We start from the raw sequence: 18,463 nt of genomic DNA, 5'->3' as shown, positions 1-18,463 counted from the left end.
GTGCCGGAGCCGCCCCGCTTCCGGGGCGTCGCCCACCACGCCCGACACCGGACCCGTGACGCCCTCGGGCGCCGGGTCCGCCGTGTTTCCGGGCGTTGGTGCACGTCTTGGCACTGGAACCGCCGCGCGTCCGGGCCCGGGGTCGGCACCGCGCGGTCCGGGATGGGCACCGCGCAACCCGGGATCGGCACTGCGCAACCCGGGATCGGCACTGCGCTAGCCGGGTTGGGCGCTGTGATCCGGGCTTGCATCGGGAAGCGATGAACTCGTCCGGTTGTTGGGACTGGTCGTGCTGACTTCTCTCCTCACCGACGAGGGCGTCCGGCTGTCCGTCCGCGAGTCGGGCCCCGCGCACGGCCCGGCCGTGGTGCTGGTGCACGGCTGGGCCCAGTCCGGGGAGGTGTGGCCGCCCGCCGAGTCCTTCCACGCGTACGCGCCGGACCTGCGCGGGCACGGCGAGTCGGACGTGCTGGCGGACGGCTACCGGGACTCCGCGACGTGGGCCGGCGACCTGCGCACCGTGCTGGACCACACCGGTCCCGCGGTGCTGGTCGGCTGGTCCTACGGCGGCCTGGTGCTCACCGACTACCTGCGCCACCACGGCACGGCCGCGGTGCGCGGCCTGGTGCTGGTGGGCGCGATCACCGGGATCGGCCCGGACCGGCCCGGCGGTGCCACCGGACGGGTGATGCGCGAGGCGCTGCCCGACGCGCTGTCCGACGACCCGGAGGTGGCCGTGCCCGCCCTGCTGAGGTTCTGCGCCGCCCAGACGCCCGGGGCGGTGCCCGGCGTGGACGTGCAGCGGATGCTCGGCACCGCGCTGCGGGTGCCCGCCCGGGTGCGCCGCGAGCTGTTCCGGCGTGACGTGGACGGCTCCGAGGTGCTGAAAGCCGTCGACAGGCCGACCCTGGTGGTGCACGGGACCGCCGACGAGGTGGTCCACCCGGCCGCGGCCGAGCACGCCGCGGCGACCGTCCCCGGAGCGGAGATGCGCTGGTACGAGGCAGTGGGCCACCTGCCGTTCCGGGAACGACCGGAGCGGTTCGCCGCCGACCTGGCCGCGTTCGTCGCGGAGGTCGGGCCGTGATGCGGGTCGCGGTGCTGTCGGTGCACACCTCGCCGCTGGAGCAGCCCGGCACGGGCGACGCGGGCGGCATGAACGTCTACATCGTGCAGACCGCCACCCGGATGGCCCGGCGCGGCATCGAGGTGGAGATCTTCACCCGGGCCACGTCGTCGGACCTGCCGCCGGTGGCGGAGCTGGCGCCGGGCGTGAAGGTGCGGCACGTGGTCGCCGGCCCGTTCGAGGGCCTGGGCAAGGAGGAGCTGCCCGGCCAGCTCTGCGCGTTCACGGCGGGCGTGCTGCGGGCCGAGGCGCGGCACGAGCCGGGCCACTACGACGTGGTGCACTCGCACTACTGGCTGTCCGGCCAGGTCGGCTGGCTGGCCCGGGAGCGGTGGGGCGTGCCGCTGGTGCACACCGCGCACACCCTGGCCAAGGTGAAGAACGCGAACCTCGCGCTGCGCGACACCCCCGAGCCCCGGATGCGGGTGATCGGCGAGGAGCAGGTGGTCGCCGAGGCCGACATGCTGGTCGCCAACACCGACGTGGAGGCCGCCGAGCTGGTCAAGCTCTACGACGCCGACCCGGCGAAGGTCCAGGTCGTGCCGCCGGGCGTGGACCTCGACCTGTTCACGCCGGGCGACCGGGACGCGGCGCGCGCGGCGCTGGGGCTGCGCCCGGACGACCTGGTGCTCACGTTCGTGGGCCGGATCCAGCCGCTGAAGGCCCCGGACGTGCTGCTGCACTCGGCCGCCGAGCTGCTGCGCCGCGCGCCGGGCCTGCGCGAGCGGCTGGTCGTGCAGGTGGTCGGCGGGCCGTCCGGGACCGGCGTGAAGACCCCCGAGGAGCTCAAGCGGCTGGCCGGCGAGCTCGGCATCACCGACGTGGTCCGGTTCCTGCCACCGCAGGGCGGCGAGCACCTGGCCCGGGTGTACCGGGCGGCCGACGTGGTCGCCGTGCCCAGCCACAACGAGTCGTTCGGCCTGGTCGCGCTGGAGGCGCAGGCGTGCGGGACGCCGGTGGTCGCGGCAGCGGTCGGCGGGCTGCCGGTGGCCGTGCGGGACGGGGTGTCCGGCGTGCTGGTCGACGGGCACGACCCGGTGGCGTGGGCGCGGGCGCTGGAGTCGGTCGTGCTGCACCCCGCGCACCGGGAGGAGCTGGCGGTGAACGCCGTCGGGCACGCCCGCCGGTTCTCCTGGGACCGGACGACTGATTCCCTGCTGGCGGGGTACGCCAGGGCACGGGACGTGTTCCGCGAGGAGGTCTTCGCTTGAGCCTGGACGAGGTCATCGGGTCCGCTTTGGACGAACGCGAGCTGACCTACACCCACGACGAGCCGGGGAAGTTCTTCGTCACGCTGCCGGGGACGAAGAAGCTGCAGACCAACTGCTGGCTGGTGGTCGGCCGGCACGCCGTCGTGGTGGAGGCGTTCGTGTGCCGCCGGCCGGACGAGGCGCACCAGGACGTGTACCGGTTCCTGTTGCGGCGCAACGCGAAGCTCTACGGCGTGCACTACACGCTCGACGCCCAGGGCGACATCTACCTGGTGGGCCGGATCGCGCCGCACGCGGTGACGGCGGACGAGCTGGACCGGGTGCTCGGCCAGGTCGTGGAAGCGGCCGACGGCGACTTCAACACGTTGCTGGAGCTCGGTTTCAAGGGCGCGATCCAGCGCGAGTGGGACTGGCGGGTCTCGCGCGGCGAATCGCTGGCCAACCTGGAAGCGTTCCAGCACCTGGTGTCCGAATCGTGATCGACCCCGCGCAACGCCTCCTTCCCATCCCTCCGTCCTGGGTCTGATCGACCTGCCTCCGGCAGGTCGGCGGAGCCGCCCGGAAGTTCCGGCACGGCTTCGCACGGCGTGGGATGCGGGAGGGGAACATGGGCAGACGGGTGGGAATCGCGGTAGCGCTGCTGGGTCTGGTCGTGCTGGCCGGGTGTTCGGCGAGCCAGAACAGCGGCAGCTCGCAGGCCGCCGCGCCGGCCGAGCGGCAGGACGCCGCGCCGCAGGTGGGCAAGCAGACCCAGGCCCCGGGCAAGCAGGAGAACGCGGTGGCCGAACCCGCCGCGCAGAACCGGCAGCTGGTGCGGACCGGGTCGATGGAGCTGCGCGCGGCGGATGTGGCGGGGACGTTGACCCGGGCGAAGGACGCCGCCATCGCGCAGGGCGGGTTCACCGGCGCGGAGAACCTCACCGACCAGCGGGCCACCGCGACCCTGCGGGTGCCGGGCGACCGGCTGGACGCGGTGATGAAGGCGATCGGCGAGCTGCCGGACGTGACGGTCGGCGAGCGGACCGTGCGCACCGAGGACGTGACCGACCAGGTGGTGGACGTCGAGGCGCGGCTGGCGAACCAGCGGGCCAGCGTGGAGCGGGTGCGCGGGCTGCTGGACCGGGCCTCCAGCACGTCGGAGATCACCCAGATCGAGGCCGAGCTGACCAAGCGGCAGGGCGAGCTGGAGTCGCTCCAGCGGCGCTACGACTCGTTGCGCGGCCAGGTCTCCATGTCGACGTTGACCCTGTCGGTGTCGCGGACCGCCGAGGTCGTCCAAGGCGGGGACAAGGCCGAGGACGAGAACTTCCTGACGGCTCTCGGCGACGGCTGGGGCGCGCTGACGAAGGCCGTTTCGTGGTTGCTCATCGTCATCGGGAGCGTTCTGCCGTTCGCGGTGGTGCTCGCAACGCCCCTGATCGCATACCTCGCCTGGCGTCGTCGCCGCAAAAGCGCGGTTACTCCCTGACACCTGAATGAGCCACGGTTCCTGACGGAAATTCTACTGAGAGTGGCATCGGGCGGGAGCGCGGGGCGGCTTGGGAGAGAGGGGGAGTCGCGAGCTCAAGCCGCCCCACGTCAGTCCCCGCTACTGGTGGATCCGGGCGGGGGGAGCCCGGGAATCCCAGCGGGCCGCGGTTCGACGGGGGGATTGCGAACCGCGGTGGTGCCTACCGGGTCGTTGGAGTGCGTGGGAGCCGACCCGTTCGGCCCTGTCAACTTGGCAGATCGCCGGCGATCACCACAAGGGCTGACGTTGCTCCATTCGAGTGTTATTAGCGGGGTTAAGTAACGCTCTCGTGATCTTCGTTCTGCCTTGACCGGGGATGTGTTGTGGCTCACCATGGCGAGATTGTCGTTACTAGTGAGTAGTGAGGCCGCCGCATGGTCTTCCGCAGTCCGTACCCCGATGTCGAGCTGCCCGACGTGTCGCTGCACGAGCTGTTGTTCGCCGACCTCGGCGAGCGCGCGGACCGCGTGGCGCTGGTCGACGGCTCCTCGGGCGCGTCCCTCACCTACGCCCAGCTCGCCGGGGCGATCGACCGCCTCGCCGCCGCCCTCGCCGAACGGGGCATCGGCAAGGGTGACGTCGTGGGCATCCTCAGCCCCAACACCCCGTACTACGCGGTCGTCTTCCACGGCATCCTCCGCGCCGGCGCGACCGCGACCACCGTCAACGCCCTCTACACCGCCGACGAGGTCGCCCACCAGCTCGTCGACGCCGGCGCGAAGATGCTGTTCACGGTCTCCGTGCTGCTGCCCAACGCCGCACCGGGCGCCGAGAAGGCGGGCATCTCCGACGTGGTCGTGCTCGACCAGGCCGAGGGGTACCCGAACCTGACCCAGCTGCTCGCCGCCACCGGGCCGGTGCCCGAGGTGGTGGTCGACCCGGCGCAGGACGTCGCCGTGCTGCCGTACTCCTCGGGGACCACCGGGCGCGCCAAGGGCGTGATGCTGACCCACCGCAACCTGGTGGCCAACATCGTGCAGTGCGGCCCGCTGCTCAAGGTCGGCGGGAACACCCGGATCCTCGCCGTGCTCCCGTTCTTCCACATCTACGGGATGCAGGTGCTGATGAACAACGGCCTGCACGTCGGCGCGACGGTGGTGACCCTGCCGAAGTTCGACCTGGCCGAGTTCCTGCGGGTGATCCAGGACCACCGCACCGACCGGGTCTACATCGCGCCGCCGGTCGCGGTCGCGCTGGCCAAGCACCCGCTGGTGGACCAGTACGACCTCACCGGCATCGACACGATCTTCTCCGGCGCCGCGCCGCTGGACGTCGACCTGGCCGCCGCCGTCGCCGAGCGCCTGGGCTGCCGCGTCTCGCAGGGCTACGGGATGACCGAGATGAGCCCGGTCAGCCACGCCATCCCGGACGACCGCGACGACATCCCGGTCGGCACGGTCGGCGTCATCGCCCCCAACATGGAGTGCCGCTTCATCGACCCGGCCACCGGCGAGGACGTCGGCGTGGGCGAGCGCGGCGAACTCTGGTGCCGGGGCCCGAACGTGATGAAGGGCTACCTGAACAACCCCGACGCCACGGCGGCCACGCTGGACGAGGACGGCTGGCTGCACACCGGCGACGTCGCGGTGATCGACGCCGACGGCCTGGTCACCATCGTGGACCGGGTCAAGGAGCTGATCAAGTACAAGGGCTACCAGGTGCCGCCGGCGGAGCTGGAGGCGTTGCTGCTGACGCACCCGGAGATCGCCGACGCGGCGGTGGTCGGCGTGCGCGACGACGAGGGCGAGGAGGTGCCCAAGGCGTTCGTCGTCCTCCAGCCCGGCGCGGCCCTCGACGGGACCGGCGTGATGGCGTTCGTGGCCGACAACGTCGCACCGCACAAGAAGGTCCGGGTCGTCGAGTTCATCGAAGCCATCCCGAAATCGGCCGCCGGCAAGATCCTGCGCAAGGACCTGCGCGCCCGCGAGGCCCGCTGATCTCTCCGCCGCTCGCGGAAACGCTCGGCGACCGGCGAAGGCCCCGGCAGCGGTCGACTGCCGGGGTCGGTCGGGAACGTGCGGAACCGGCTACCGCGTCGCGAGGTGTGCCGCGGTGATCGGGGAGTCGACCGTCCACCCGAGCTTTCCGTACAGCGCAAGACCTTCCTCGGTCGCGACCAGCACGCCGCACACCGCGCCGCGGGACGCGGCCACCCGTGACAGCTCGGACATGACGACGCTGCCGAGACCGCGCCTGCGGTGCGCGGGATCGGTTTCCACCATGTCCATGACGGCGGCGGGGCCGCGCACCGCGACCCGTCCTTTCGCCGCCCACCCTTTGCCGGTGGTGACGACGACGTCGTGCACGTCGCCGGTGCTGTGCAGTTCCACGGTGTAGGGGGCCGGCGGGGTGGTGGGCGGCCGCGTCCCCAACCCGGTGCTCATCAGGTACTCCGGTTCGCGGATCGTCCACCGGGAGCCCAGTGCGGACCGCACCCGCCCGACCGGACCGCAGACCTTCAGCCAGGTGCCGGGTTCGGTGAGGGCGGCGGCACGCGGGCCGACCGAAGCCGGGTCCGGCAGGACGTAGCGCACCCGGTGCTCGGGCAGCCCGACGTCGACGCGGTAGCCGTCGGGCTCGGTGACGGGATCCGGGGTGCCCCGGGACAACGCCCAGCCCCACACCCAGTCGGCGACGACCTGGCCGGTTCGCGACACGTCCGCCGGGGTCCAGGAATCGATCACACCGCGATCCTGCCACGCCCACCGGCCGTCCCGTGGACCGTCCCGTCGATGGCGACGGTCGGGATGGTGCTGGGAACCGTTCTCCGCCAACGGTTCGCGTGCGCGGGTCCCGGCGAGCTTCGGGCGGTCTCCCGTCGTCCTCGTCCCGGAGGCCGGTCCGAGGCGGGTGGTGCGCGGAAGGGTGGTCCGACGTCACACGTACGGGTTGATCCGGTGGTTTCGGGTCGCGGGTCGGGCGGGTGAGCCGCCAGCATCGTCGGTTGTTCGGCAACACCCCCCATTGGTTCGGAGCTCATATGCGCACCCTCGGCAAGATCGCCGCCGCGACCGCCGCGACCGCCGCCGCCATCGTCGTCACCGCACCGGCCGCCGGCGCGGTCCCGGTGTCCGGCCTCACCAGCCCGGTGACGTCCAGCGGCCCGTTCAGCCTGGTCCAGCCGGTCACCAACCTGCTCGGCCTCGGCGGCCTCGGCAGCCTCGGCGGCTGATCACGCCCGACAGCACCCGAAAGGCCCCCGACCGGCGGTCGGGGGCCTTTCGGCGTCCTCAGAAGGCCGCGACCGCCTCGACCTCGACCAGGTACGCCGGGTTGGCCAGGCCGGAGACGATCTGCACGGTGATCGCGGGCGGGTTGGGCCGGTCGCCCCAGAGCCGCTGGAACGCGCCGAAGCCGGGGCCGATCGCGGACCGGTCGGTGATCAGGATCGTCAGCTTGATCACGTCGGCGAGGGTGCCGCCGGCCGCTTCGACGGCCAGTCGCACGTTGTCCAGCGCTCGCGCGGACTGCGCGCCGGCGTCGTCGCCGACCACGGAGCCTTCGGCGTCGACGCCGTTCTGGCCGCCGATGAACAGCAGGGTGCCGGGGCCCTCGACCTTGACCGCCTGGGTGAAGGCGGGGTTGGTGTGCAGGGTCGGCGGGGTGAGGTGGGTGACGGTCGACATGGCACCAGTTATAGTGGTGCCATGTCGACGAGTCAACGGGTTCCCGTCGCCGAGCGCCGCCGGTTCCGCACCGGGCGGCCCTGCCTGGACTTCACCCACACCGGCGGCGAAGGTCCTTACGCGGTCTGGGAGTTGCTGCACGGCCCCGCCGACGTCGCCCGGTACGTGGGCGCGCTGCTGGACGTCGAACTCGACGCGGTGGACGCGGACTTCGGCGAGCTGCGCCCGCTGCGGACCGCGCTGACGAACGTCGCACGTGGTGCGGCGCAAGGAGATCCGCCCGCCGAAGCGGACATCGCGGTGATCAACGCGGCCGCCGCCCACGCCCCGCTCGTACCCCGGCTCGACAACGGCGAGGCGGTGCTGGGCAGGGGGACCGTCCGGCAGGCACTGTCCACGTTGGCCCGTGACGCGATCGACCTGCTGGCCTCGCCGCTGCGCGACCGGATCAGGGTGTGCGCGGCGGAGGACTGCGGGCTGCTGTTCGTCGACGCGTCCCGCCCCGGCCGGCGCCGGTGGTGCTCGATGCAGCGCTGCGGCGACCGGGCCAAGAAGCGCAACGCGCGCGGACCCGCCTAGCGACCGGACCCGCCTGGCGACCAGACCGCCGGCGACCGGACCCGCCGGGACCGCCAGGACCTCCAGTTGGACCAAGGTCGACTGCAACGATCCAGCGTCCCCTGTCACAGCCGATGCGACCCGGTCGGGCTCATCTGGCAGGCTTGCCGCATGGCTGTCGGAACCCTCGTGCTGCTCCGCCACGGCGAGAGCGTCTGGAACGCGGAGAACCTGTTCACCGGCTGGGTGGACGTCCCCCTGTCGGAGAAGGGCGTGCGGGAGGCGACGCGCGGCGGTGTGCTGCTGCGCGAGGCGAACCTGCTGCCCGACGTGGTGCACACGTCGCTGATGCGGCGCGCCATCACCACCGCCAACCTGGCGCTGGACTCGGCCGACCGCCACTGGATCCCGGTGCGCCGCGACTGGCGGCTCAACGAACGCCACTACGGCGCGTTGCAGGGCAAGAACAAGAAGCAGACGCTGGAGGAGTTCGGCGAGGAGCAGTTCATGCTCTGGCGGCGCTCGTACGACACCCCGCCGCCGCCCATCGAGCCCGGCTCGGAGTTCAGCCAGGACACCGACCCGCGCTACGCCGACCTCGGCCCGGACCTGCCGCTGACCGAGTGCCTGCTCGACGTCGTGAAGCGGATGATCCCCTACTGGGAGAGCGCGATCGTGCCGGACCTGCGCGAGGGCAGGACGGTCCTGGTCGCCGCGCACGGCAACTCGCTGCGGGCGCTGGTGAAGCACCTCGACGGCGTGTCCGACGAGGCCATCGCGGGCCTGAACATCCCCACCGGCATCCCGCTGCGCTACGACCTGGACGAGGAGCTGCGGCCCCTCAACCCGGGCGGCACCTACCTGGACCCGGACGCGGCGGCCGATGCCATCAAGGCCGTCGCCAACCAGGGCCGCTAGACCGGGGCAGCCAGACCGGGGCAGCTGAACCGGGGTAACCAGACCGGGGCCGCTAGACCAGGCCCAGCTCACGGGCGCGCGCCCCGGCCTGGAACCGGGAGGACGCGCCCAGCGCGGTCATCAGATCGGCGACGCGGCGGCGGTACGTGCGCAGGGACATCCCGAGCGCACGGGCCGCCGTCTCGTCGGTCCAGCCCTCGTTCAACGCCTCCAGCACCGCCGGCACCACCGGCCGCAGCTCCGACATCTCGGCGTCGTGCACGGCCAGGTCCGTCCCGCCGCGCCAGGCCGCCTCGAACAGCGAGGCCACCCCGTGCACCAGCTCGGGCCGGGTGATCACGGTGTAGCTGCGCAGCCCGTGCGACGTGTCGCCGGCGACGATCGCGACCCGCCCGTCCAGCAGGATCGTCTCGTTCACCTCGTGGGCGCACACGCGCACCTGCGCGCCGTGCGAGGCCATGATCCGCGCGTGCTCGGCCCAGCGGGGTTCGAGCATGGTGCTCAGCCGGAACAGCTTGCGGACCTTCTTCGGCGTCCGCTCGGGCATCGTCGTCGGGTGCGTGCCCATCCACGTGCGCAGCGCGTTCGCCGCGCACGCCAGCTCCTCGGTCGCCGCCTCGAACAGGTGCGCCGCGCGGGCGAACAGCTCCGCCTCGCCGCGCACCACGACCACGCTCTCCATGCCGTCGAGCATGGCAGCATCCGGCCAATCCGAGCGTCGGGGAGGGCGCGTGACCAGAGTCGTGGGCATGCTGAACCTCAACCGCATCGGCTACGGCGCGATGCAGCTCGCGGGCCGCGGCGTCTTCGGCCCGCCCGCCGACCCGGAGAACGCGAAGGCCGTCCTGCGGCGTGCCGTGGAGCTGGGGGTGGACCACGTCGACACCAGCGACTTCTACGGCCCGCGCGTGGTCAACGAGCTGATCCGCGCGGCGCTGCACCCCTACGACGGGCTGACCGTCGTCACCAAGGTCGGCGTCCGCCGCACGCCCGACGCGGGCTGGGTGGTGGCCGTCAGCCGCGACGAGCTGCGCGAGGCCGTCCACGACAACCTGCGCGCGCTGGGCGTCGACCGGCTGGACGTGGTCAACCTGCGCATCGCCGGCCGGGACGCGGGCTCGGTCGAGGAGCCGTTCACCGCGCTCGCCGAACTCCGCGAGGAGGGGCTGATCGGCGAGCTGGGCCTGAGCAACGTCGGCCCGCGGCACATCAGGGAGGCGCAGGCGATCGCCCCCGTCGTGTGCGTGCAGAACCTGTTCAACATCGCCGACCGGGCCGATTCGGACGTGCTCGACCTCACCACCGCGGCGCAGGTCGCGTACGTCCCGTTCTTCCCGTTGGGCGGCTTTTCGCCGGTTCAGCACAAAGCGTTGGAGCAGGTTGCGGAAAGTAATGGCGCGACCGCCCGGCAGGTGGCTCTGGCGTGGTTGTTGCAGCGCGCACCGAACGTGTTGCCGATCCCCGGAACGTCGTCCCTGCGACACCTGGAAGAGAACCTGGCGTCGGCGCGACTGCGCCTGTCGGAACAGGACGTGTCCCGGTTGGACACGATTGGGTGAACTAGAGCCGTCCTGGGGGAAAACATCATTGCCAGTCGGTGTCGCAGGTGTCACGAACCACGCGTGCGGGCTAGGCCGCACCCGCCCTGACCTGCTTACGATGCGTCCGTGACCGCAACGGGTTACCTCCTCCTGTCGATCGGCGTTCTGCTGATCGGCGGCGCGGCCTTCTTCGTCGGGCGGGCCACCGCGCGCCCGCGCAGCGAACGGCCCGCCGGCCTCACCGTCGCCGACCTGATGGGGATGGTCGTCCAGTCCGCCCACGACGGCATCGTCGTCCTGAACGTCTTCGGGGACGTCGTGCTGCACAACCCGCGCGCCGAGGAACTCGGCGTCGTGCGCAACAACCGGGTCGACGACCGCGCCCGGCGCGCGGCCGAACTCGCCCGGGAGACCGGCGAGGTGGTCGACGTCGACCTGTCCTCCCTGGAGGTCAAGGGCCGTCAGCCGGAAGCGGTGCACGCCCAGGTCAAGGTGATCACCGACGGCTTCGTGGTGGTGGACGCCTCGGACGAGTCCGAGGCGGTCCGGCTGGAAGCCACCCGGCGGGACTTCGTCGCCAACGTCAGCCACGAGCTCAAGACCCCGGTGGGCGCGCTCGCGCTGCTCGCCGAGGCCGTCCTGGACGCGTCGGACGACCAGGAGGAGGTCCGCCGGTTCAGCGCCAAGATCATGCAGGAGGCCACCCGGCTGGGCACCCTGGTCACCGAGCTGATCGCGCTGTCCCGGCTGCAGGGCGCGGAGAAGCTGCCCGAGCTCAACCGGGTGGGCGTCGACGTGGTGATCGACGAGGCGATGAGCCGCTCGAAGCTCGCCGCCGAGTCGGCCGGCATCGGCATCGCCACCGACGACCCCAGCGGGCTGGAGGTCGAGGGCGACCGGACCCTGCTGGTGACCGCGCTGAGCAACCTGCTGGACAACGCCGTGGCCTACTCGCCGCCGGGCAGCCCGGTCTCGGTGAGCAGGCGGCTGGTCGCGGGCTTCGTCGAGATCGCGGTCACCGACCGGGGCATCGGCATCGCCGAGGACCAGCAGGCCCGCGTCTTCGAGCGGTTCTACCGCGTCGACAAGGCCCGGTCCCGGGCCACCGGGGGCACCGGCCTCGGGCTCGCGATCGTCAAGCACGTCGCCGCCAACCACGGCGGCGAGGTCAAGCTGTGGAGCCTCCCGGGCACCGGCTCCACGTTCACGCTGCGCATCCCGGCACACCCCGACCGGGACGAGCGCACCGCCGACCTGCCCAGACCGGAACTCGCTGTCCCTGTGCCGACCAGCGCGGGCAAACTCGGAGGAGAGCTGTGACCAGGGTGCTCATCGTGGAGGACGAGGAGTCCTTCGCCGATCCGCTCGCCTTCCTGCTGCGCAAGGAGGGCTTCACCGCGGCGCTCGCGGCCACCGGCCAGGAGGCGCTGGAGGAGTTCGACCGCAACGGCGCGGACATCGTGCTGCTGGACCTGATGCTGCCCGGCATGAGCGGCACCGACGTGTGCAAGCAGCTGCGCGCCCGCTCGGCCGTCCCAGTGATCATGGTCACTGCCCGGGACAGCGAGATCGACAAGGTCGTGGGCCTCGAACTGGGCGCCGACGACTACGTCACCAAGCCCTACTCGGCCCGCGAGCTGATCGCCCGGATCCGCGCCGTGCTGCGCCGCGGCGGCGAGAACGAGGAGCTGTTGCCGCAGGTCCTGGAGGCGGGCCCGGTCCGGATGGACGTCGAGCGGCACGTCGTCACGGTCGACGGCGGCGAGGTCAACCTGCCGCTGAAGGAGTTCGACCTGCTGGAGTACCTGCTGCGCAACGTCGGTCGCGTGCTCACCCGGGGGCAGCTCATCGACCGGGTCTGGGGCGCGGACTACGTCGGCGACACCAAAACGCTGGACGTGCACGTCAAGCGGCTGCGGTCGAAGATCGAGCCCGACCCGTCCACGCCGCGGCACCTGGTGACGGTGCGCGGACTGGGCTACAAGTTCGAGTCCTGACCCCGCCGACCGGGTACGGTGCACGCCGTGCGCCTAGGGGTGCTTGATGTCGGGTCCAACACCGTCCACCTCTTGGTGGTGGACGCTCATCGGGGTGCCCACCCGACGCCGATGAGCTCGGAGAAGTCCGTCCTGCGGCTGGCCGAGCAGCTCGACGGGGACGGCCTGCTCACCAAGGCGGGGGCCGACCAGCTGGTCCGGACCGTCGCGGCGACCAAGGCCTCCGCGGCCCGGCTGGGCTGCGCGGACCTGATGGCGTTCGCCACGTCGGCGGTCCGCGAGGCGGGCAACTCGGCCGAGGTGCTCGACCGGGTCCGCACCGAGACCGGGGTGGAGCTCAAGGTCCTCTCCGGCGAGGACGAGGCCCGCTACACGTTCCTGGCGGTGCGCCGCTGGTACGGGTGGTCGGCCGGGCGGCTGCTCTGCCTGGACATCGGCGGCGGTTCGCTGGAGCTCGCGGTCGGCGTGGACGAGGAGCCCGAGGAGGCGTTCTCGGTCCCGCTGGGCGCGGGCCGGCTGACCCGGACCAGGTTCAAGCACGACCCGCCGAGCCGCTCGGAGATCCGGGAGACCACCGAGTGGCTGGACGACCAGCTCGCGCCGGTGGCCAAGAAGCTCCGCCGCGCCGGTTCACCCGATCGGGTGGTCGCGACGTCCAAGACGTTCCGCACGCTGGCCCGGCTGACCGGGGCCGCCCCGTCGTCGGCCGGACCGAGGGCCCGCCGGGTGCTCACCCACGCCGGGCTGGGGCAGCTCACGGCGTTCGTCTCGCGGATGTCCGCGCACGACCTGGCGGAGCTGGAGGGTGTCAGCCCGAGCCGCGCGCACCAGCTCGTCGCGGGGGCCCTGGTGGCCGAGGCCACCATGCGAGCCCTGTCACTCGGAGAGCTGGAGATCTGCCCCTGGGCGCTGCGGGAAGGTGTCATCCTGCGTCGGCTGGACCACACTAACGGCCCGGACAACGGCGAAGCGCGGGAGATCCCCACGGCCCGCACCCGTCGGCCGGGTGACACTGGACGGACTGGCCGCCACGGGGCACGGTGGAGTTGATGAGTCGAGAGAGCGAGTCGGAGCAGACCCAGCGCACGGTCGCGGAGTTGCTCGCCCAGTACGGCGCGGGCTCCGGCGAGGTCGCGCCGCGTCGGCGACGCCGTCGTGCCGAGGACGCCTCGGACACCGCTCCGCAGGCGATCATCGACCGGGTCAACTCCGACAGCGGCCGGCTGCTGCCGATCCGCGACGAGCCCGCCGCGCCGCCGCCCGGCCCGCCGCCGGTGCCCGCCGGTCCGCCGCTGCCGCAGCGCGCGCGGCCGACCGAGCCGGAGCGCACCGCCTACCAGCAGCCCGTCCGGCCCGAGCCGGCGCTGCCCGCGGTCCAGCCGGGCGCGGGCCGCCCGGACCACCCGCCCGGCGCGCGCCTCGACGTGCCGCAGCCGCCGCCCGGCCGGGTCGAGCCGCCGGGCCGCCCGGACCCGCGCGCCCGGCTCGACCCGCAGGCCGGCAGGCCGCCCGCGCCGCCCGCGCCCAGCGCGGCGGAGGAGACCCGCCAGGTCCCGCCGATCACCGACGACTTCCCGGACGACTACGACTTCGCGGGTGAGGCGTCCCGGTCGAACCTCGGCCAGGCCGATCTCACCCAGACGAATCTGGCCCCGCCGAATCTGACCCCGCCGAACCTGGCCCCGCCGAACCTGGCGCCGCCGAACCCCGGGCCGCCCAACCAGCTCTCGGGCAGCCACCCCAAGCCGAACATCCCGCCGGCCGGGCCGCCGACACCGCCGCCCGCCGAGGCGTCCCGGGCCAACCTGGTGCGCCCCGGCCCGCCGGTCCGCGACCCGGTCACCGAGGTGCTGCCGCGGATCACCGACAAGCTCACGCCGAACGTGCCGCTGGAGTCGCTGCCCACCGAGTCGGTGCTGATCGTGCCGCCCGCGCCGGCCACGCTGCCCGACCCGCTGCCCGACCAGTCCGCCGAGGACTGGTTCGGCGACGACGAGGACGAGCCGCGCCCGGCCGAGCCGGAGAGCACCCAGTTCCACCCCTACGTCGACCTCGACGAGGAGGAGGACGACCAGGACGACGACCACCGCCGTCCCGCGCGGGCCGACTTCGACCCGGCGGACTTCGACGACGAGCCCGCCGGGCTGGCCGACGTGGACGCCGACCCGGAGGAGCCCGTCGAGCGGTCGCCGGGCAAGGAGTGGCTGGTCATGATCGGCCAGCTGGCGATCGGCGTGGTCGGCGGCGCGGCGCTGTGGCTGGGCTTCAGCTTCCTGTGGCGCACGCTCGCGCCCGCCGCGCTGGTGGTGGCGCTCGCGGTCACCGTCGGGCTGGTCATGCTGGTCCGCCGGATCCGCCGCGCCGACGACCTCCAGACCACCATCCTGGCCGTGCTGGTCGGTCTGATCGTGACGGTCTCACCGGCGGCGATGCTGCTGGTGAAGTCTTGATCCCGGTAGGACTGTCGACAGCGGCCGTGTGGCCGCAGCCCGCCGGTGCCGCGTTCCAGGCGGCCGCCGAGCTGGGGTACGACGGTGTCGAGGTCATGGTGTGGGCCGACCCGGTCAGCCAGGACGTGCGGGCCGTGCGCCGGCTGTCGGACGGGCTCGAGGTGCCGGTGCTCGCGGTGCACGCGCCGTGCCTGCTGATCAGCCAGCGGGTCTGGTCGCCGGACCCGGTGGAGCGGCTGCGCCGCAGCGTCCAGGCCGCGCAGGACCTCGAAGCGCGCACGGTCGTGGTGCACCCGCCGTTCGTCTGGCAGCGCAAGTACGCCGACGGCTTCGCCGACCTGGTCGCCGAGCTGGAGGACGGCTCCGGCGTGGCGATCGCGGTGGAGAACATGTTCCCGGTCCGCCGCCCGCTCGGCCGCGGCCGGTCCGTGCAGGTGACGGCGTTCCGGCCGTCGATCGACCCGACCGACGTCGGCCACCGCAACTACACCCTCGACGTGTCGCACGCCTCCGCCGCGCACGTGGACACCATGGAACTGGCCAAGCGGATGGGCGACGGGCTCTCCCACGTCCACCTGGCGGACGGGACGGGCCTGCCGAAGGACGAGCACCTGATCCCCGGACGGGGTAGCGAGCCCTGCGCCGAACTGTGCCAGTGGCTGGTCCGTTCGGGCTTCTCCGGGCAGGTTGTGCTGGAGGTCAACACCCGCAAAGCGCGGACAGCCGCCGAGCGCCGGGAACTGCTCGCCGAGTCCCTGCGGTTCGCCCGGCTGCACCTCTGACCCGCTGCTTTCCCGTCAAGCAGCGACTAGGGTCTTGATCGTGAATCCGTTGCGCACGTTGATCCTCGCCGCCGCGGGCAACGATGCGGTGCGGCGGGCCGTCGCGACCGCCCCGGTCAGCCGGGACGTGGTGCGCCGGTTCGTGGCCGGCGAGACGGTCGCCTCGGCCGTCGACGCGACCGCCGACCTGGTCGAGCACGGCCTCCGGGTCACCCTGGACTACCTGGGCGAGGACACCTCGGACCGGACCGTCGCCGAGCGGACCGTGCGGGCCTACCTGGCGCTGCTGGACCAGCTGCACGAGACCGGCCTGGCCTGCGACGCCGAGGTGAGCGTGAAGCTCTCCGCCGTCGGGCAGGCCCTGGACGAGCGGCTGGCGCTGGACAACGCGTCGCGGATCTGCGCCGCGGCCGAGCAGTGCGGCACGACCGTCACGCTCGACATGGAGGACCACACCACCACCGACTCCACGCTGCGCGTGCTGGCGGAGGTGCGCCGCGCCTGGCCGGCGACCGGCGCGGTCCTCCAGGCGTACCTGCGGCGCACCCTGGAGGACTGCCACGCCCTCGAAGGGGCCCGGGTGCGGTTGTGCAAGGGCGCGTACGCCGAGCCCGCCTCCGTGGCGTTCAGCGACCCGCACGAGGTCGACCTGAACTACGTGCGCTGCGCGAACGCCCTGCTGGCCGGCTCCGGCTACCCGATGTTCGCCACGCACGACCCGCGGCTGGTGGAGATCGTCGCCGAGCGCGCCCGGTGGCACGACCGCGCGCCGGACTCGTTCGAGTTCCAGATGCTGTACGGCATCCGCCCCGCCGAACAGGCGCGACTGGCGGCCGAGGGCCACGTGGTGCGGGTCTACGTGCCCTTCGGGGAGCAGTGGTACGGGTACCTGATGCGGAGGCTGGCCGAACGCCCGGCCGCTGTGGCGTTCTTCCTGCGTTCGCTGGTCAGCCGCTCGTGAGGAGCCCCGTGTCGTTCTCGGTAGCCAGTGCCGTCCGTCCGCTCGGCGATGGCACGTACACCGCGACCCTGCCGGCGGAGTGGACCATCGGTCCCAAGCCGCACGGCGGGTTCCTGCTCGCCCTCGCGGCGCGGGCGGCCGTCCACGCGGCCGGCGGCGCGATGCCCGGGACGGAGGAGCTCTCCCCGCTGGCGGTCAGCGCCCAGTTCCTGCGCGCGCCGGAGGTGGGCCCGGTGCTGCTGCGCACCGAGGTCCGCAAGGCCGGGCGGACCGCGACCGTGGTGACCTCCACCCTGGAGCAGCGCGGCCGGGCGTGCGTCGAGTCGACCGTGACGGTGGGGCGCATCCCGGCGCAGACCCCGGACTACGCCGACCTGCCCGACGTGCCCGCGGTGCCGCCGGCGGACGCCGTCGACCTGGCCTCGCTGGGGCCGGGCGGGGTCTACAAGCTCGGCTCGGTGTGCGACGTGCGGCTGGACAAGCAGGGCGCGGGCTTCCTGACCGGGCGCTCCGGCGACCCGCTGGTGCTGCGGCTGTGGGTGCGGCCCCTCGGCGAGCGCCCGGACCCGTACTTCGCGCTGGTCGCCGGTGACATCTCGATGCCCGTCACGTTCAACCTGGGCCGGTTCGGCTGGTCGCCGACCGTGCAGCTCACGGCGTTGCTGCGGGCCGCGCCGGCGTCCGGGTGGCTGCGCGTGCAGGTGTCGTGCAGCGCGGTGCACGGCCAGTGGTTCGACGAGGACGCCGTGGTGATCGACTCGGCCGGCCGGCTGGTCTGCCAGGCCCGCCAGTTGGCGCTGACCCCCGCCGGCTGACCCCCGTCGGGTGGCGTCGGCCGAACGGCGCAGCCGTGGCAGGCTTGGCGCATGACGACGATCGCGGTGCTCGGGGCGGGGAAGATCGGGGAGGCGCTGCTGTCCGGCCTGTTGCAGGGCGGGCGGCCGGCCGACGAGTTGGTGTTCACCGAGAAGCACCCGGAGCGCTCCGCCGCGCTCAGCGAGCGGTACGGCGTGAAGGGCGTGGACGTGGCGTCGGCCGCGCAGCTCGCCGACGTGCTGGTGGTCGCGGTCAAGCCGCAGGACATCGAACCCCTGCTGGACGAGCTCGCGCCGGTGCTGCGGCCCGGCGCGCTGATCGTGTCGCTGTGCGCCGGCCTGCCCACGTCGCTCTACGAGCGCCGGCTGCCCGAGGGCACCCCCGTGGTCCGGGTCATGCCGAACACGCCGATGCTGGTCGGCGAGGCGATGAGCGCCATCTCGGCCGGGCGGTTCGCCGGGTCCGGGCACCTCGACCTGGTCGAGGAGCTGCTCGGCACGGTCGGCAAGGTCGCCCGCGTCCCGGAGAACCAGCAGGACGCCGTCACCGCGCTGTCCGGCTCCGGCCCGGCGTACTTCTTCTTCCTGGTCGAGGCCATGATCGACGCCGGGATCCTGCTGGGCATCCCGCGCGAGCTGGCCGCGACCCTGATCATCCAGTCCGCCGTCGGCGCGGCCCAGATGCTCAACCAGGGCGACCAGCACCCGGTGATCCTGCGCGAGGCGGTCACCTCGCCCGCCGGGACCACCATCATGGCCATCCGGGAGCTGGAGCGGCACGGCGTCCGGGCGGCCCTGCTGGCGGCCATCGAGGCCGCTCGCGACCGTTCGGTGGAGCTGGGGCAGGCCCACGAGGCGGAGTGATACCGCCATTGGCCGTCGCACCAGTCCCACGAGTCCCGTTACTCTCAGGGGAGCACGTGCGTGTCGAACCGTCGGTGGGGAAGCTGACGGCACGACGCGTGTCG

At 72.9% G+C, this 18,463-nt stretch carries 20 protein-coding genes; 17 read left to right on the top strand and 3 right to left on the bottom strand.

The genetic code is table 11. The features are described 5' to 3' along the window. Positions 1-289: 289 nt before the first annotated feature. The 5 genes from BN6_RS39295 to BN6_RS39275 all read left to right on the top strand — a co-directional run bounded on the left by BN6_RS39295 (position 290) and on the right by BN6_RS39275 (position 5,784). Positions 290-1,087 (top strand): alpha/beta fold hydrolase, encoded by a 798-nt coding sequence (locus BN6_RS39295; RefSeq protein WP_015105443.1) that lies wholly within the window; start codon positions 290-292, stop codon positions 1,085-1,087. After that, positions 1,087-2,337, top strand: coding sequence for a D-inositol-3-phosphate glycosyltransferase (gene mshA / locus BN6_RS39290; protein ID WP_051075897.1), 1,251 nt, complete (start codon positions 1,087-1,089; stop codon positions 2,335-2,337). Before BN6_RS39295 ends, mshA begins: the two co-directional genes overlap by 1 nt. Continuing rightward, the gene (locus BN6_RS39285; RefSeq protein WP_015105441.1) at positions 2,334-2,816 is read left to right on the top strand and encodes a type III secretion system chaperone family protein; all 483 of its coding nucleotides are present in this window, start codon (positions 2,334-2,336) and stop codon (positions 2,814-2,816) included. The genes mshA and BN6_RS39285 overlap by 4 nt, the downstream gene beginning before the upstream one ends. Before the next feature lie 128 nt (positions 2,817-2,944). Further along, positions 2,945-3,805, top strand: a complete 861-nt coding sequence (locus BN6_RS39280; RefSeq protein ID WP_015105440.1) for a DUF4349 domain-containing protein — start codon at positions 2,945-2,947, stop codon at positions 3,803-3,805. A 416-nt stretch (positions 3,806-4,221) separates the two neighbouring features. Next, complete coding sequence (locus BN6_RS39275; RefSeq protein ID WP_015105439.1) at positions 4,222-5,784, top strand: 4-coumarate--CoA ligase family protein; 1,563 nt, start codon at positions 4,222-4,224, stop codon at positions 5,782-5,784. 90 nt (positions 5,785-5,874) lie between these two features. Here the strand turns inward: BN6_RS39275 and BN6_RS39270 are convergent, their stop codons facing one another. After that, a complete protein-coding gene (locus BN6_RS39270) occupies positions 5,875-6,531 on the bottom strand; it encodes a GNAT family N-acetyltransferase (RefSeq protein ID WP_015105438.1) in 657 nt (218 codons plus the stop codon). A gap of 296 nt (positions 6,532-6,827) precedes the next feature. On the opposite strand from BN6_RS39270, the gene BN6_RS39265 reads away from it, so the two are divergent. After that, the gene (locus BN6_RS39265) at positions 6,828-7,019 is read left to right on the top strand and encodes a hypothetical protein (RefSeq protein ID WP_041315622.1); all 192 of its coding nucleotides are present in this window, start codon (positions 6,828-6,830) and stop codon (positions 7,017-7,019) included. A gap of 58 nt (positions 7,020-7,077) precedes the next feature. Here BN6_RS39265 and BN6_RS39260 read toward each other — a convergent pair whose 3' ends face one another. After that, positions 7,078-7,473 (bottom strand): RidA family protein, encoded by a 396-nt coding sequence (locus BN6_RS39260; protein WP_015105436.1) that lies wholly within the window; start codon positions 7,471-7,473, stop codon positions 7,078-7,080. Positions 7,474-7,494: 21 nt separating this feature from the next. Here BN6_RS39260 and BN6_RS39255 point away from each other — a divergent pair, with 21 nt between their 5' ends. Both BN6_RS39255 and BN6_RS39250 read left to right on the top strand, forming a co-directional pair. Beyond that, positions 7,495-8,052 carry a CGNR zinc finger domain-containing protein gene (locus BN6_RS39255; RefSeq protein ID WP_015105435.1) on the top strand — a complete coding sequence of 186 codons (558 nt, stop codon included), beginning with the start codon at positions 7,495-7,497 and terminating at the stop codon, positions 8,050-8,052. A 150-nt stretch (positions 8,053-8,202) separates the two neighbouring features. Next, positions 8,203-8,949 (top strand): phosphoglyceromutase, encoded by a 747-nt coding sequence (locus BN6_RS39250; protein WP_015105434.1) that lies wholly within the window; start codon positions 8,203-8,205, stop codon positions 8,947-8,949. Positions 8,950-9,001: 52 nt separating this feature from the next. Here BN6_RS39250 and BN6_RS39245 read toward each other — a convergent pair whose 3' ends face one another. After that, entirely contained in the window at positions 9,002-9,631 is a 630-nt protein-coding gene (locus BN6_RS39245) for a helix-turn-helix domain-containing protein (RefSeq protein ID WP_015105433.1), read from the bottom strand. Between the two features lie 67 nt (positions 9,632-9,698). On the opposite strand from BN6_RS39245, the gene BN6_RS39240 reads away from it, so the two are divergent. The 9 genes from BN6_RS39240 (at position 9,699) to proC (ending at position 18,359) form a co-directional block, all read left to right on the top strand. Further along, positions 9,699-10,508 (top strand): oxidoreductase, encoded by an 810-nt coding sequence (locus tag BN6_RS39240; RefSeq protein ID WP_015105432.1) that lies wholly within the window; start codon positions 9,699-9,701, stop codon positions 10,506-10,508. A gap of 108 nt (positions 10,509-10,616) precedes the next feature. Then, positions 10,617-11,810, top strand: coding sequence for a sensor histidine kinase (locus BN6_RS39235; RefSeq protein ID WP_015105431.1), 1,194 nt, complete (start codon positions 10,617-10,619; stop codon positions 11,808-11,810). Then, the gene (locus BN6_RS39230) at positions 11,807-12,487 is read left to right on the top strand and encodes a response regulator transcription factor (protein WP_015105430.1); all 681 of its coding nucleotides are present in this window, start codon (positions 11,807-11,809) and stop codon (positions 12,485-12,487) included. Before BN6_RS39235 ends, BN6_RS39230 begins: the two co-directional genes overlap by 4 nt. 27 nt (positions 12,488-12,514) lie before the next feature. Further along, complete coding sequence (locus BN6_RS39225) at positions 12,515-13,537, top strand: Ppx/GppA phosphatase family protein (protein WP_015105429.1); 1,023 nt, start codon at positions 12,515-12,517, stop codon at positions 13,535-13,537. Then, on the top strand, positions 13,537-14,937 hold the full coding sequence (locus BN6_RS48295) for a hypothetical protein (protein WP_015105428.1): 1,401 nt from the start codon (positions 13,537-13,539) through the stop codon (positions 14,935-14,937). Before BN6_RS39225 ends, BN6_RS48295 begins: the two co-directional genes overlap by 1 nt. Beyond that, on the top strand, positions 14,934-15,719 hold the full coding sequence (locus BN6_RS39205; protein WP_015105427.1) for a sugar phosphate isomerase/epimerase family protein: 786 nt from the start codon (positions 14,934-14,936) through the stop codon (positions 15,717-15,719). The genes BN6_RS48295 and BN6_RS39205 overlap by 4 nt, the downstream gene beginning before the upstream one ends. A 40-nt stretch (positions 15,720-15,759) precedes the next feature. Next, the gene (locus BN6_RS39200; protein WP_015105426.1) at positions 15,760-16,680 is read left to right on the top strand and encodes a proline dehydrogenase family protein; all 921 of its coding nucleotides are present in this window, start codon (positions 15,760-15,762) and stop codon (positions 16,678-16,680) included. An 8-nt stretch (positions 16,681-16,688) separates the two neighbouring features. Continuing rightward, a complete protein-coding gene (locus tag BN6_RS39195; RefSeq protein ID WP_015105425.1) occupies positions 16,689-17,495 on the top strand; it encodes a thioesterase family protein in 807 nt (268 codons plus the stop codon). A 51-nt stretch (positions 17,496-17,546) separates the two neighbouring features. Then, complete coding sequence (gene proC / locus BN6_RS39190) at positions 17,547-18,359, top strand: pyrroline-5-carboxylate reductase (RefSeq protein WP_015105424.1); 813 nt, start codon at positions 17,547-17,549, stop codon at positions 18,357-18,359. The last annotated feature ends 104 nt before the right edge of the window (positions 18,360-18,463 follow it).

The organism is Saccharothrix espanaensis DSM 44229 (assembly GCF_000328705.1).
GTDB lineage: Bacteria > Actinomycetota > Actinomycetes > Mycobacteriales > Pseudonocardiaceae > Actinosynnema > Actinosynnema espanaense.
Note: the sequence above shows the minus strand (reverse complement) of the source record. Positions and strands in the feature narration are given on the sequence as shown.

Excerpts from the sequence above, each read along its gene's own strand:
- BN6_RS39275 (WP_015105439.1), top strand. The coding sequence starts at position 4,222 with ATGGTCTTCCGCAGTCCGTACCCCGATGTCGAGCTGCCCGACGTGTCG.
- proC (WP_015105424.1), top strand. The coding sequence starts at position 17,547 with ATGACGACGATCGCGGTGCTCGGGGCGGGGAAGATCGGGGAGGCGCTG.
- mshA (WP_051075897.1), top strand. The coding sequence starts at position 1,087 with ATGCGGGTCGCGGTGCTGTCGGTGCACACCTCGCCGCTGGAGCAGCCC.
- BN6_RS39255 (WP_015105435.1), top strand. The coding sequence starts at position 7,495 with ATGTCGACGAGTCAACGGGTTCCCGTCGCCGAGCGCCGCCGGTTCCGC.
- BN6_RS39240 (WP_015105432.1), top strand. The coding sequence starts at position 9,699 with ATGCTGAACCTCAACCGCATCGGCTACGGCGCGATGCAGCTCGCGGGC.
- BN6_RS39280 (WP_015105440.1), top strand. The coding sequence starts at position 2,945 with ATGGGCAGACGGGTGGGAATCGCGGTAGCGCTGCTGGGTCTGGTCGTG.
- BN6_RS39260 (WP_015105436.1), bottom strand. The coding sequence starts at position 7,473 with ATGTCGACCGTCACCCACCTCACCCCGCCGACCCTGCACACCAACCCC.
- BN6_RS39265 (WP_041315622.1), top strand. The coding sequence starts at position 6,828 with ATGCGCACCCTCGGCAAGATCGCCGCCGCGACCGCCGCGACCGCCGCC.
- BN6_RS39250 (WP_015105434.1), top strand. The coding sequence starts at position 8,203 with ATGGCTGTCGGAACCCTCGTGCTGCTCCGCCACGGCGAGAGCGTCTGG.
- BN6_RS48295 (WP_015105428.1), top strand. The coding sequence starts at position 13,537 with ATGAGTCGAGAGAGCGAGTCGGAGCAGACCCAGCGCACGGTCGCGGAG.
- BN6_RS39245 (WP_015105433.1), bottom strand. The coding sequence starts at position 9,631 with ATGGAGAGCGTGGTCGTGGTGCGCGGCGAGGCGGAGCTGTTCGCCCGC.